General features: G+C 38.0%; 15 protein-coding genes. 14 read left to right on the top strand and 1 reads right to left on the bottom strand.

Features of this window, described 5'->3' with window-relative positions; all coding sequences use genetic code 11:
• The first annotated feature begins 126 nt into the window (after positions 1-126).
• The 14 genes from OK414_RS04525 to OK414_RS04590 all read left to right on the top strand — a co-directional run bounded on the left by OK414_RS04525 (position 127) and on the right by OK414_RS04590 (position 13,327).
• Positions 127-552 carry a MarR family winged helix-turn-helix transcriptional regulator gene (locus OK414_RS04525; RefSeq protein WP_013055628.1) on the top strand — a complete coding sequence of 142 codons (426 nt, stop codon included), beginning with the start codon at positions 127-129 and terminating at the stop codon, positions 550-552.
• 115 nt (positions 553-667) lie between these two features.
• Positions 668-1,657: a LacI family DNA-binding transcriptional regulator gene (locus OK414_RS04530; protein ID WP_263045684.1), complete on the top strand. Its 990-nt coding sequence runs from the start codon at positions 668-670 to the stop codon at positions 1,655-1,657.
• On the top strand, positions 1,650-2,528 hold the full coding sequence (rbsK, locus tag OK414_RS04535; protein ID WP_047932650.1) for a ribokinase: 879 nt from the start codon (positions 1,650-1,652) through the stop codon (positions 2,526-2,528). Before OK414_RS04530 ends, rbsK begins: the two co-directional genes overlap by 8 nt.
• On the top strand, positions 2,529-2,918 hold the full coding sequence (gene rbsD / locus OK414_RS04540; protein WP_263045683.1) for a D-ribose pyranase: 390 nt from the start codon (positions 2,529-2,531) through the stop codon (positions 2,916-2,918).
• A 14-nt stretch (positions 2,919-2,932) separates the two neighbouring features.
• Positions 2,933-4,414 carry a sugar ABC transporter ATP-binding protein gene (locus tag OK414_RS04545; protein ID WP_013081941.1) on the top strand — a complete coding sequence of 494 codons (1,482 nt, stop codon included), beginning with the start codon at positions 2,933-2,935 and terminating at the stop codon, positions 4,412-4,414.
• 1 nt (position 4,415) lies between these two features.
• Positions 4,416-5,375 (top strand): ribose ABC transporter permease RbsC, encoded by a 960-nt coding sequence (gene rbsC, locus OK414_RS04550; protein WP_025749709.1) that lies wholly within the window; start codon positions 4,416-4,418, stop codon positions 5,373-5,375.
• An 11-nt stretch (positions 5,376-5,386) separates the two neighbouring features.
• Positions 5,387-6,307 carry a ribose ABC transporter substrate-binding protein RbsB gene (gene rbsB, locus OK414_RS04555; RefSeq protein WP_013055634.1) on the top strand — a complete coding sequence of 307 codons (921 nt, stop codon included), beginning with the start codon at positions 5,387-5,389 and terminating at the stop codon, positions 6,305-6,307.
• A gap of 439 nt (positions 6,308-6,746) precedes the next feature.
• On the top strand, positions 6,747-8,015 hold the full coding sequence (locus OK414_RS04560) for a 3D domain-containing protein (protein WP_034654049.1): 1,269 nt from the start codon (positions 6,747-6,749) through the stop codon (positions 8,013-8,015).
• Positions 8,016-8,170: 155 nt separating this feature from the next.
• A complete protein-coding gene (locus OK414_RS04565; RefSeq protein ID WP_034654047.1) occupies positions 8,171-8,782 on the top strand; it encodes a flavin reductase family protein in 612 nt (203 codons plus the stop codon).
• A 351-nt stretch (positions 8,783-9,133) separates the two neighbouring features.
• Positions 9,134-10,411, top strand: a complete 1,278-nt coding sequence (locus tag OK414_RS04570) for an ABC transporter substrate-binding protein (protein WP_263045682.1) — start codon at positions 9,134-9,136, stop codon at positions 10,409-10,411.
• A gap of 72 nt (positions 10,412-10,483) precedes the next feature.
• Complete coding sequence (locus OK414_RS04575; RefSeq protein WP_013055639.1) at positions 10,484-11,338, top strand: carbohydrate ABC transporter permease; 855 nt, start codon at positions 10,484-10,486, stop codon at positions 11,336-11,338.
• 68 nt (positions 11,339-11,406) lie between these two features.
• Positions 11,407-12,213, top strand: a complete 807-nt coding sequence (locus OK414_RS04580) for a carbohydrate ABC transporter permease (protein WP_026106517.1) — start codon at positions 11,407-11,409, stop codon at positions 12,211-12,213.
• Between the two features lie 146 nt (positions 12,214-12,359).
• Positions 12,360-12,491, top strand: a complete 132-nt coding sequence (locus tag OK414_RS29890) for a hypothetical protein (RefSeq protein WP_308284841.1) — start codon at positions 12,360-12,362, stop codon at positions 12,489-12,491.
• 101 nt (positions 12,492-12,592) lie between these two features.
• Positions 12,593-13,327, top strand: a complete 735-nt coding sequence (locus OK414_RS04590) for a sugar phosphate isomerase/epimerase family protein (protein WP_263045681.1) — start codon at positions 12,593-12,595, stop codon at positions 13,325-13,327.
• Between the two features lie 30 nt (positions 13,328-13,357).
• Here OK414_RS04590 and OK414_RS04595 read toward each other — a convergent pair whose 3' ends face one another.
• On the bottom strand, positions 13,358-13,873 hold the full coding sequence (locus OK414_RS04595; RefSeq protein WP_013055642.1) for an N-acetyltransferase: 516 nt from the start codon (positions 13,871-13,873) through the stop codon (positions 13,358-13,360).
• Between the last annotated feature and the right edge of the window lie 433 nt (positions 13,874-14,306).

Here is a 14,306-nt window from a genome sequence, read left to right on the forward strand (position 1 = left end):
AGAAAATAGGTTATAAGCATTCCGCGAAACCAGCCGCTCTCCCCAGGCTAGGTTTCGCTTGGAGTGCAGCAGGGGGCTGACATGTTAACATCGACTCCCTGATTATAAGAAAGGGGACGTCAAAACATGGAACAGCTCACATTTATTGAAGAGGTCCAGAGAATTTCGATATCCCTTAACAAAAAGGTAATGACAGAGATAAAAGAAAGGTTACTTTCACAAGGGATTACACCTTTTCAATATCATATCTTATTAATTATCGGTAAGTGCAGTCACATTGGGGTAACCAAGCTGGCAGAAGAGATGCGCGTCAAGCCTAGTGCGATTACTCCTGTTATTAATCGTTTAATAGACTTAGAGTTAGTTTCACGCTATCACTCTAAAGAGGATCGCCGCAAAGTAAACATTGAGTTAACAGCTAAAGGTGAACAAGTGATTGAAGAAGCAAATGAAATTGTGCAAAAGATGATTGCTCATTTCTTTTCTTGCTATGAACCGAAAGATCAAGAGCAATTTTTGAAATTATTTAAGAAACTAGACGCTAATATCTAATGAAAGAAAAATCACTTCTTAATGAAGTGATTTTTTTAATAAAAAGATTGTCAACTTCACTTTTCCATGTTATCATTTGTGTAAACGGTTACATATATGAAGGGAGGGAAATAAAGTGGTAACAATTCGTGATGTAGCAAAAGAAGCAGGCGTGTCCGTTGCGACCGTTTCGCGCGTTTTAAACAGTACAGGATATGTAAAAGAAGACACGCGTGTGCGAGTAATGAATACAATTCAAAAATTAAACTACAGCCCTAACGAGGTAGCCCGTTCGCTTTATACACGTGAATCGCGTTTGATTGGTCTCTTGCTTCCAGACATTACAAACCCTTTTTTCCCTCAGCTTGCACGAGGAATAGAAGATGAAGTACATAGCCATGGATTTCGTTTAATTCTTGGCAATAGTGATGAGCAGTTAGAGAAAGAATTAACCTATCTCCAAATGTTTACGCAAAACCATGTAGTAGGGATGATCACGGCAACAACAAGTCTAGCTCAGAAACTATATGAAGGTCTTACATTTCCCGTCGTGTTTTTAGATAGAAGTTCTGATCAGTATCCATCCGTTTATGCTGATGGTTTTGAGGGTGGAAAACTTGCTGCAGAAGAAATAATCAAAAGAGGAAGTAAAAGAATTACACTTATCAAAGGTCCAGTAAATGTAAAGCCTGCTCAGGAACGCTTTCAAGGCTCTCTGTCTGTTTTGAGTCAGTCTGATGCAGACTTTTACGTATTAAATACAAATTCTCTAGCGTTTGACGATGCACAGAAATGGGCAAAGGAAATCTTTCAAAAGTACCCTGAAACGGACGGGATTATTGCAAGTAATGACATTGTAGCCACAGCCGTTTTACACGAGGCGTTTCGATTAGAAAAAAGCGTGCCCGATGATCTACAAGTAATTGGTTTTGATGATATTCCGCAAAGCCGCTTTTCGTTTCCAGCGCTGTCTACAATTCGTCAGCCTGCTTATGAAATGGGCAAGCAAGCAGCAGGTCTGTTAATGAAATGTATTAAGAAAGAACCTTTAATTCAAAAGCAAGTACAACTACCGGTTACGTTTATTGAACGAAATACGACACGAAAGGTTGAGGAACATGGCTAAAGTAACTGTGATTGGAAGTTCATCAATGGATTTAGTAGTAACATCAAATATTCGTCCTGGAGCTGGAGAAACAGTGTTAGGAGAATCATTCAAAACTGTTCCTGGAGGAAAAGGAGCGAACCAAGCTGTTGCAGCAGCCCGTCTTGGAGCTGATGTGAGTATGATTGGGTGTGTGGGCGAAGATCATTACGGAAAAGCAATTCTGGAGAATTTCAAATCAAACGGTGTATCCGTGAAAAATGTGAAACCGGTTACAGATTTAGATAGCGGAACAGCTCACATTATACTCGCTGAAGGAGATAACAGCATTGTAGTTGTCAAAGGAGCAAACGATTATATTACTCCAGACTACGTAGAAAAAGCAAAAGAAAAAATTAAAGACGCGGATATCGTACTTATTCAGCAAGAGATTCCAGAAGAAACGGTTGAATATGTTGCTCAGCTTTGTCAGGAACTTAAAGTACCGCTTTTGTTAAATCCAGCGCCTGCAAGACCATTAAAAGCAGAAGTGATTGAACAAGTTTCTTACATCACTCCAAATGAACATGAAGCAGAGCTTTTATTTGAAGGAAAAGAAAAAGAAGAAGTATTAAAACAATATCCAAATAAATTGTTTATTACAGAAGGAAAACAAGGTGTGCGCTATTTTAACGGCGAGAAAGAAGTATTGGTTCCTTCTTATCAAGTAGAAACGATTGATACAACAGGAGCAGGAGATACATTTAACGCAGCGCTTGCTGTGGCACTTGCCGAAGGAATGGGTTTTGAAAAAGGAATTCAGTTTGCTAATCGCGCAGCTTCGCTATCCGTCACTAAATTTGGTGCGCAAGGCGGTATGCCGACTCGAAAAGAAGTGGAGGAGAGTCTGTAAATGAAACGTCACGGAATGATTAACAGTCATATTACAAAAATACTAACAGATCTAGGTCATACAGACACTATTGTCATTGCAGATGCAGGGTTACCTGTTCCGAGTGACGTGCCTAAAATTGATTTATCTTTAAAGCTAGGGGTGCCTAGCTTTGAAGATGTAGTAGTAGCTGTGTTAGAAGATATGGCTACAGAAAAAATAGTGATTGCTTCTGAAATGAAAGAAAGAAATCAAAAGGCTTACGAGTTGATGGAGAAGCAAAACATCTTAGTAGAAGAAGTATTGCATGAACAATTAAAAATGCTGACAAGCAAAGCGAAAGTTGTGATTCGTACAGGAGAAGCAACTCCTTATGCAAACTGCATTTTACAAGCGGGAGTTATTTTTTAAAAGAGGTGAACAGCATGCATATTGCAATGAGAGGGATTCATAAAGCCTTTGGAGCAAACCGTGTACTAAGGGGCGTGGATTTTGAATTACATGAAGGTGAAGTTCACGCACTAATGGGGGAAAATGGAGCGGGGAAATCTACGCTGATGAATATTTTAACCGGCCTTCACAAAAAAGATGAAGGGCAGATTCTGATTGATGGCAAAGAGACGTATTTTCAAAACCCAAAAGAAGCAGAACAAAACGGAGTTACCTTTATTCATCAAGAGCTGAACGTTTGGCCTGAAATGACGGTGCTTGAGAACTTATTTATTGGCAAAGAATTAAAAACGCCTTTAGGTTTTTTAAAAACAAAAGAAATGAAAGCGTTAGCAAAGAAGCAGTTTGAAAAATTAGCTGTGACCATTCCTCTTGACCAAGAAGCGGGACTTTGTTCTGTCGGACAGCAGCAAATGATTGAGATAGCCAAAGCGCTGATGACGAATGCAAAAGTCATTATCATGGATGAGCCAACCGCAGCGCTTACTGAAAGAGAAATTCAAAAGTTATTTGACGTAATTAATGCGCTGCGAAAACAAGGTGTATCGATTGTCTATATTTCACATCGTATGGAAGAGATTTTCGCTATTTGTGATTCCATTACGGTCATGCGTGACGGACAGACGGTAGACAAAAAGCCGATTCCAGAAACCAGCTTCGATGATGTTGTTCGCAAAATGGTAGGAAGAGAGCTAACGGATCGATTTCCTGCTAGGACATCTCCTAAGGGAGACGTTGTATTTGAAGCAAAAGGCTTGGAGAGAAAAGGTGTATTTCAAGACGTTCATTTTTCAGTGCGATCAGGAGAAATTGTCGGTGTTGCGGGGCTAATGGGAGCTGGCAGAACCGAAATTATGCGCGCTATCTTTGGGCTTGATCCGTTAGAAAAAGGCGAAATTATATTAAATGGCAAACGGGTCAGTATCACAAAGCCCGACCAAGCCATTAAATTAGGTCTCGGGTTCATTACAGAAGATCGTAAAACAGAAGGGCTCGTCCTGGATTTTTCTATTCGAGAAAATATTGCGCTTCCAAGTCTATTCAGCTTTTCGCCAAAAGGCTTTATTGAACAAAAAAGCGAGCAGCAATTTGTAGATTTACTTATTAAACGTTTAACGATCAAAACCGAGTCGTCTGAGACGAGTGCGGGTAACTTATCGGGAGGAAATCAGCAAAAAGTAGTTATCGCCAAGTGGATTGGCATTGGACCAAAAGTGCTGATTTTAGATGAACCAACTCGAGGAGTTGACGTCGGGGCAAAGCGTGAAATTTATCAGCTTATGAATGAACTGACAGACAGAGGCGTGGCTATTATCATGGTGTCTTCAGAGCTTCCAGAGGTACTCGGCATGAGCGATCGCATTTTGGTTGTGCATGAAGGGAAAATAACAGGTGAACTGACAAGTGAAGAAGCAACTCAAGAAAAAATTATGACATTTGCAACAGGAGGTCAGTAAAATGAAAGCAAACACAGCGATCAAAGAAAATCGCGTTGATAACGTGATGCAAAAGCTAGGTCCGTTACTAGGTCTATTTATTCTTATTGTCATTGTATCGATTTTAAATCCAAGCTTTTTAGAACCTTTAAATATTTTAAACTTGCTGCGTCAAGTAGCCATTAATGCCTTAATTGCATTCGGTATGACGTTTGTCATTTTAACAGGCGGAATTGATTTATCGGTTGGCTCTATACTTGCTTTATCAAGTGCGTTAATGGCAGGTATGATTGTGTCAGGTGTAGATCCTATTTTAGCTATTTTAATAGGATGTGTGTTAGGAGCTGTAATGGGTATGATTAACGGCTTGCTTATTACAAAAGGAAAAATGGCGCCGTTTATTGCAACGCTAGCGACGATGACAATTTTTAGAGGGTTAACGCTTGTTTATACAGATGGAAATCCGATTACGGGCTTAGGCGAAAACTATTACTTCCAGTTATTTGGCCGCGGCTATTTTCTAGGTATTCCTGTCCCGGCAATTACGATGGTACTAGCATTTGCTGTCCTATGGGTGATTTTGCATAAAACGCCGTTTGGCCGTAGAACATATGCAATCGGGGGAAATGAAAAAGCAGCATTTATTTCAGGAATTAAAGTACCAAAAGTTAAGGTTATGATCTACTCACTAGCAGGATTATTGGCAGCGCTATCAGGAGCGATTTTGACTTCTCGTTTGAACTCTGCTCAGCCAACGGCAGGTACGTCTTACGAGTTAGATGCTATCGCTGCAGTAGTACTGGGTGGAACAAGCCTTTCTGGAGGACGTGGACGCATTGTTGGAACGTTAATTGGTGCGCTGATTATCGGAACGTTAAACAACGGCTTAAACTTACTCGGCGTTTCGTCCTTTTACCAAATGGTCGTAAAAGGAATTGTTATTTTAATCGCGGTATTAATTGATCGCAAAAAGTCAGCTTAGGAGGGAAAAACATGAAGAAAATTTGGCTCGTGCTATTATCATTTTCATTATTACTGTTAGGGGCTTGTTCACTTCAGCCTCCTGAGTGGGCGAAACCATCTGAAAGTAAAAATTTAAAAGATATTAAAATTGGTTTATCCGTTTCTACATTAAACAATCCGTTTTTTGTTTCGCTAAAAGAAGGGGTACAAAAAGAAGCAAAAAAACTGGGCATGGAAGTAGTTGTAGTAGATGCTCAAAATGATTCAGCAAAACAAATTAACGATGTAGAAGATTTAATGCAGCAAGGTGTTAACATTCTGCTTATTAATCCAACGGATTCAGCTGCTATTTCAACAGCTGTACAATCGGCTAATAATGTAGGTATTCCAGTTATTACACTAGATCGTTCAGCAGAAAAAGGAAAAGTAGAAACCCTAGTAGCTTCAGATAATGTAAAAGGTGGTCAAATGGCTGCTGATTACATTGTGAAAAAAGTAGGGGAAAAAGCTCAAGTAGCAGAACTTGAAGGCGTGCCGGGAGCTTCAGCAACTCGTGAACGAGGAAAAGGGTTCCACAACGTTGCGGATCAAAAGCTAGATATTACGGCTAAACAGTCGGCTGATTTTGACCGTACAAAAGGCTTAAACGTTATGGAGAATGTTCTTCAAGGAAATCCTGGTATCAAAGCCGTATTTGCTCATAATGATGAAATGGCATTAGGAGCTATTCAAGCGATTAACAGCTCAGGAAAAGATGTGCTAGTAGTAGGGTTTGATGGAAACGACGATGCAATTAAAGCGGTAAAAGAAGGGAAGCTAGGAGCAACTGTAGCTCAGCAGCCTGTTTTAATCGGTAAACTTGCCGTAAAGTCTGCTAAAAATGTTCTTCAAGGCAAAAAGGTAGATAAGCAAATTCCAGTGCCTTTAAAACTAGTAACCTCTGACAAATAATGGTTTTATACGTGTGCAGAAAAAAGACGCTCATTTGATTTATGGGCGTCTTTTTATGTATATAAAGTGTAAAAAAGAAGTGAAAAAGTCATAACTTTATAAATAGTGTAGGAATTATGTAGGTGGAATTTATGTAATAAAAAGTAAAAAACACCGAAAAAAGACGGTGAAACACATAATTTTCTGTGAAAAATTTGTAATATACCTGTAATAATAAGCGTTTATTTCTATTTTTAAAGAGCAAATATGCCCTGTTTATGACAAAAATATATCTTTTTTAATAAACAGTAAACCTCTCTATCAAGGGATTTTGGTGATGAATTCCCAGAAAGAGATTCTTGGTTATACAGATTATGGGAAACTTTTAACTGTATTGTAACATAAACAGATAGTTTTTTATGGTATAACTATGTCTATGAGGAAAGGGGACTATTACTTTATGAAAATTTTTAAGCGTATGACTCTTGCAGCAGTCACAGGAATTTTCTTCATGACCGGCATCACAGAGACTCACGCCCAATCGAATGAAGAAGCGCTCCAGAGTACTGAAAATAAAATTAAAGAAACAGAAAAGGCTGTTCAACAAAAAGAGAAAGAGAAACAGTCTATCAATTCAGATGTTCAAAACATTCAATCACAATTAAATTCATTACATACAGTAATCTCTAGCAATAAAAAAGAGTTAGCATCGACTGAAAAGCAGATTTCAGAAGCGAACAAAATGATTGAGAAAAAGAAAAAAGAAATCGTTTTGCTTCAGGAAAAAGTGTTAAGTCGTAAAGATATTATTGAAAATCGATTAGTTGCTTTACAGCAAGACGATAAAACAAGCGTTGTTATTGATACATTAATGAATGCTGATAACTTTGGAGATTTTGTCGCGCGTATGGGTGCTGTCACAACGTTATTGTCAGCAGATAATGATATTTTAAAGCAGCATCAAAATGACTTAGATCAAATTGAAAAAGATAAAAAAGAAATTGATAAGCAAGAAAAAGTATTAGAAGCAGCAAAAGGTAGCCTAGCAGCTAAACAAGCTGAATTAGATAAAAACGTTGCGAAACAAACAGCAACGTTAACAACTATGCAAGAAAAATACAGCACGGTCGTAAATGAAATTGATGCAGCTTCTTCAGAAAAAGCAAATCTTCAGTCTGAACTAACAGGCATTCAAGATAAGATTGCAAAAGAAAAAGAAGCAGCTCAAAAGCAAGCTGAGCAAGTGGCAAAACAGCAGGCGACTGAAAAGGCTGAGGCTGATGCAGAAGCAAAGCGTCAAGCTGAACTAGCAACAGCTAAACAAGAAGTAAAAACAGAGCCAAAACAAGAAGTAAAAACAGCTGCAGCTACAGAGAAGAAAGCAGCCGTTTCTTCAGAAGCAAAAGAAACGAAAAAAGAAGAAAGCACACAAAAGCATTCTGGAAAAGAAATGTATGTAGAAGCAACAGCTTATACAGCTAATTGTGCAGGCTGCAGCGGTGTAACAGCCACTGGACAAAATGTAAGTTCAGGCACTCATAAAATTATTGCGGTAGATCCATCCGTTATTCCATTAGGTTCAAAAGTATACGTAGAAGGATACGGAGTGGCAACAGCAGGTGATACGGGCGGTGCGATTAAAGGATATCGAATTGACGTATTAGTACCTTCCGAGTCAGCTGCAAAAGCATTTGGACGTCGTACAGTGAAAATTACGGTGTTAAATTAACGAAATAGGCTGAGACAAAAGCAGTTTAGTTGAAGAAAGATCCGAACGAGTAATCGTTCGGATCTTTTCATTGTATTGGTGAGCAAGTTGCTAGCTAATCTATGCTCTTTTCGTTACCATACAATAAAGTAAATGGAAGAAAAGGAGTGGGTAAAATGAAAGTAGTGGATCCAGCGGTACAAAGTGCAAAAGACAATTATCATTTGCTAACAGGTGTCGTCATTCCTCGGCCAATTGCGTTTATTACAAGTCAAAATGATGACGGTGTAGTGAATGCCGCGCCGTTCAGTTTTTTTAATGTAGTTGCGGCAGAGCCTCCGCTGATTGCCGTTTCGGTTTCGAGAAGTGAAGGTCAAATGACGAAAGATACGGCCAAAAATATTAGTGCATCTAAAGAATTTGTAGTTCATCTTGTAGACGAAAGCTTAGTGGAACAAGTGAATCAAGCGGCATCTTCTTATCCTTCTTCCGTGAGTGAAGTCGAAGAAACAGGGTTAACACTAGCACCCAGCAAAAAAGTGCAGGTTCCCGGAATTCAAGAAGCAAGCATTCGAATGGAATGTAAGCTTCACCAAATTGTTCCATTAGGAACGGATGAGGCATACAGCTCAGATTTGTTTATCGGTGAAGTTGTGATGTTTCATATTAGTGAAAAAGTGATAGAAAACGATCGCGTTTCTGCAGAACGTGTGAAGCCAGTCAGCCGGCTTGCGGGTTCTAACTATAGTAAATTGGGGCAATTATTTTCCTTAGAACGTCCCAAATAAGCAAGAAAGTGTTACTTATGTAGCAAAAAAATAGTATACATTGGATTTTTTTAAATAAGCGATTGTGTTCTGTTTCAACAACGACAGTACATTCGCTTTTTTTCATGAACGAAAAAGTTAATAGAAACCATAATAACAAAATCAATTTAGAAAAAGGCAAAAATGTAAGGTTTTTGCCTTTTATATTTACCATTGAGGAAAAAGGTATTCATTCATATAATTTAGATTAAGTAAATTGTATACGCTTTCAATATACAGAATTATTTTTCAATAATTCTCTGGAGAAAGAGTCATGAGCGTCTACAAAAAAACTTGCCACACTAGGAGACGAGATTATAGGAGGGGTATTCATTGAAACGTTGGTTTAGTTTAATCAGTTTTGCACTCATTTTAACCCTAGTACTTGCAGGATGCGGAGGAAAGTCCGCTAATGAAACAAGTGGTAGCGGTGAAAAAGAAGTTGTTGCATGGGCTTGGAATATTAACGTACCGGTATTAAAGAAAGCAGCAGCAGAATACCAAAAAGAGAATCCAGGGTTTAAATTAAAAGTAGTGGATATGGGACGTGAAGATGTTTATTCAAAACTAACAACAGGATTGCAAGCTGGCGGAAAAGGCCTTCCTGATATTGTATTAGTAGAAGACGATCGTTTCCAAGGATATTTAGATGCATTTCCAAAAGCATTTTTAAACCTATCTAAAAAAGGATTTGATAAGCAAGAAGATAAGTTTCCTGAGTTTAAGAGAGCCCTTTTATCAAAGAATGGAGATATGTACGGCTTCCCGTTTGATGCAGGTCCAACAGGCGTATTCTATCGCACAGATTACTTTGAAAAAGCAGGCGTAGATCCAAACAGTATCAAAACATGGGATGATTACATTGCAGCTGGTAAGAAAATTAAAGAAAAAGTTGGCGTTGATTTACTAGGTTTAGATTTTAATAATGACGATGGCTTATTCCGAATGACGCTGACACAGCAAGGTACGTTCTATTTTAATAACAAAGGAAAGCTAAATTTAACTTCTAAAGAAGCGAAAAAAGCAATGGAGTTAAATAAGAAGTTAAAAGAAGCAGGCATTGTTAAAAATACAGTGGGCTGGGATGCTTCAATCAGTGCCTTAGCAGAAGGTAAAGTAGCAAGTTCACCATCTGGTGCTTGGCTATCCGGTTCTATTACACAGCAGGCTCCGGATTTAAAAGGAAAATGGGGAGTGTTTTTATTACCTTCGTTTGAAGAAGGAGGCAACCGTGCTTCTAACTTAGGTGGAAGCAACTATGTGATTTCAGCAACTAGTCAAAAAGCAGATGAAGCCTACAAATTTATGGAGTATTTCTCAACAACGGATAAAATTCAAGAAGAAGCGATGAAGGGCGGATTATTCCCATCATTAAATACCGTATACTCTTCAAAATTATTCACTGCACAAGATGAGTACTTTAACAATCAGACGATTTGGAAAACATTCGCAGATGAAATGAAAGATATTAAGCCGGTTAATTTTACGGGCAATTACTCAGTTGCAAACAGTGAAGCAGTCAAAGCTGTGTCAGAAGTAACAAATGGTAAGGGCGTTACAGACTCGCTTCAAGCAGCTCAAAAACGCTTAGAAAACCGAATTAAAAAATAATCAAGAAGCATAGAAGGTGATTTATGGAAAATTGCCTTCTATCTCTTCTTCTTGCGGTACTAGGAGGTCATCATGAAGACAAATAAATCGTTGCCTTACTTATTTATTGCTCCAGCACTTTTGCTGTTCGCGCTGTTTACAATCTATCCTATTTTTTCATCGTTTGTTCTAAGCTTTCAGAGTATGGAAGGCGGAAAGTATGTATTTACCGGGTTATCAAACTATACACGCTTACTAGGAGATGATATTTTCTGGAAAGCGCTTGGAAATACGGGAATTATTTTAATCGTTCAAGTACCCGTTATGATTTTATTAGCGCTTGTACTAGCTAACGCGTTAAACAGTCAGCTTTTAAGACTAAAAGGTTTTTTCCGAGTTTCATTTTTCTTGCCGGCAGTAACGTCACTAGTTGCCTACTCTATTTTGTTTTCAATCATTCTTCAAGATGAAGGAATTATGAATACTATTTTAGGGTTTTTCGGTATCGATGCCATTCAGTGGCTGGGGGATCCATTTTGGGCTAAAGTCTCAATCATCGTTGCGATGACTTGGAGATGGACAGGTTATAACATGGTTATTTTTCTAGCAGCTCTTCAAAGTTTATCTCATGAAGTTTACGAAGCAGCTGATTTAGACGGAGCAAATCGTATTCAAAAGTTTTTCCACGTAACGGTTCCACAATTAAAACCCGTTATCTTGTTTGCTACTATTTTATCAACAATTGGCACGCTTCAATTGTTTGACGAACCTTTTAACTTAACAAAAGGCGGCCCTGCTGATTCAACGATGACGCTAGGCTTATATATTTATCAAAATGGCTTTAAATATTTTGATTTTGGATATGCTTCAGCTATTGCGTACGTTGTTGTATTATTAGTTGGTATTTTAACGTTCTTCCAATTTAAATTTACGGGTGATAAATCATGAGTGTATTAGAGAGAGTAGAAGCAACCGCAGTAGTTACCGTTCCTAAGGTCAAAAAGAAAAGGCACATCATGCGCAAAATAGGACTATACAGCTTGCTTGGGCTGTTTACGATTATCTCAATTTTTCCTTTTTACTGGATGTTTATCGGCGCTACGAATGAATCAGGAAAAATGTTTACAAACCCTCCAACGCTGAAGCCTGGCGATCAATTTATGACAAATCTACAAAATTTAAATGCTTCAATTGATTTAGGGCGCGTCTTTTTTAACTCAGTATTTGTTTCAGTCGTGTATGTGATTGTAGCTTTAATGGTCTGCTCCACAGCTGCATATGCGTTATCTAAATTTGAATTCAAAGGCCGCAACGCAATTTTCACTACGCTTTTATTGTCTATGATGATTCCATATCAAGCAACGCTCATTCCACTTTTTCAGCTGATGTCGAATTTTAATTTGCTTGATACGTATTTTGCACTTATTGTTCCGCAGCTGTGCTTTCCGTTTGCTATCTTTTTATTACGTCAGAACTTTTTAGCTTTTCCAACGGAACTTATTGAAGCAGCTCGTTTGGACGGAGCTGGAGAGATGAGAATCTTTTTAACTATTGTGCTTCCTTCTATGAAGCCTGCTATGGCTGCAGCAGCTATTTTCTTATTTATGACACAGTGGAATAACTTTATGTGGCCTTTAGTTGCGACTACATCTAACGAAATGGCTACATTGCCAGTTGCTCTTTCAAGCTTAATTGGCTTATCGATTATTGATTACGGCCAAGTAATGATGGGAGTAACGATTGCAACCATTCCAATCATTGTCTTCTTCCTAGCACTTCAGCGTCATTTTATTTCCGGAATGCTTGGAAGTGCAGTAAAATAAAAAGCAGCAGATGTTGAAAAAAAGTATGTTAGTTAAAGGAGGATCCGAACGAATCTTATTGTTGATTGAGAATCAAATTCGTTCGGATTTTTTCCTTTCTAGGATGAACGTAGATTTAATTGTAGTTAATTGCTTCTAGGTGTTGATTGGAGGGCAAGACGAAGACTCCTGCGGGAAAAGCGGAACAGGTGAGACCCCGCAAGGAGCGTAAGCGACGAGGAGGCTCACCGGCCGCCCGCGGAAAGCGAAGTCTTGCACGGAAATCAACAGCTGTGTAATAAGTAATTCATACTAGTTCAATTATTCAATTTGTTCATCTTTAGATTGGGTTGATTTAGCCATAGTTCAATCACTTTCTTAATGAACAGGGGGAGAGAAAATGGGAGAAATACCTGTAGGAGTTCAGCTTTATACGCTGCGTGAAGAAACGAAAAAAGATTTTAAAGGAACGCTTCAAAAAGTAGCTGCTTTAGGGTATCAAGGGGTAGAGTTTGCGGGGTACGAAGGATATACAGCGCAAGAAGTAAGAGCATGGTTAACGGATTTACAGCTGAAGGCAGCTTCTAGTCACGTGCCGCTTGAACAATTAGAATCAAATTTAGAGCAGGTGATTCACTTTGAGCAGCAAGTTGGAAATTCACATATTGTTTGTCCTTATTTAATGCCTGAACGACAAACTGAAAAAGGATATTTCGAACTTATTGATTCTTTAAATTACATTGATGCTTATTGTAAAAAAGAAGGCCTGTCGTTTAGCTATCATCATCATGATTTTGAGCTAAAGAAATTGTCAACTGGAAAGTCAGCTCTCCAAACAATCTTAGAAGAAACTGAGGTAAACGTAGAGTTGGACATTTATTGGCTGACTAAAGCAGGCGAAGATCCAGTGGAGTGGATGAAGCATTATCAAAATCGTACGCCTTTTATTCATTTAAAAGATATGACAACAGACGGCGAACAATTTTTTGCTCCTCTTGGTACCGGAGGAGTAGATGTAAAGGCTGTAATGCAAGAAGGACATAGAGCAGGCGTAAAATGGTGGATCGTTGAACAAGATCACTGTATAGAAAGTCCTCTTAGCAGCATTAAAAAAAGCTTAGCATATATCAAATAAAAAACGAACAGACAGCGTCTGTTTGTTTTTTTATTGATAAGCTGGAGTCCACTCAATTTCTCCGCACTTATTTGTATAATCAATATTCACCTCAAAGTTATGTTTTTCATAAAAATGAATCAATCTTTCGAGATGATCCCAATCGCGCTCAGCGATATCGCCTTTAATGACATGAACATTTTGATCAACCGCTACTTCTTTTAAATAATTCATACATACAGAGCCATATCCCTTATTAGCGGGCCCTTTAATGTCACCAATAAAAATCGTGTGATTATCTTCATATACGCCATCGATGGCAAAATCCCAAGCCCCTCTATAGGCTTTTGTACATTCATTTAGCATAATTTTACATGCGTTTCCGTCATTTTGTGCCGATACAATAACTAACTGATTATCTTCAGGCTGATCGACACCAATAACTTCATACTTTTTAGCAATTTCTTTTAAATTATCCTGCATGCGAAATAGCTGAAACTCTAAATCATCAAGTGTTTCTTTTAGTTCTTCTGCATTCTGATTTTTTTCTGTAAGCTGAGTAAACATTTTATACTCCTTTCCGTCTGTTTTCGGTCTAAGTGCGCCTATGACAAAGAGGACACGGTGTATAAAGCGAAACTTTATTTAGCAAAGTATCTACCTTAGTAAAAATATAAAAAGGAAAGAACCTGATTTGATTGATTATTCATCAAAACGGCTGCTTTCCTTAGCATTCACTTTTAAATTTTTCACAACGTGTATAAGGGTAACAAAGACTCATTAATTTTGTCAATAAGGTTGTAGGTCTATTTATAAAGAAGATAACAGGTCATTTTGCTTATTGGGAAGAAAAAATAATGAGTGAAAAAAGAATCATTTTAAAGTAAAATCATTGGAGGAAAAGTATGGTTAAAAAGGAATTGCTTTTCATTTTAAAAAAACATACTTAAGATAAAAGTAAGAAAATATTTCATTTACTTACAAAATATTATAAAAAATG

Origin of the sequence: Priestia sp. JV24, assembly GCF_025910025.1 — a bacterium.
Classification (GTDB): Bacteria; Bacillota; Bacilli; order Bacillales; family Bacillaceae_H; genus Priestia; species Priestia megaterium.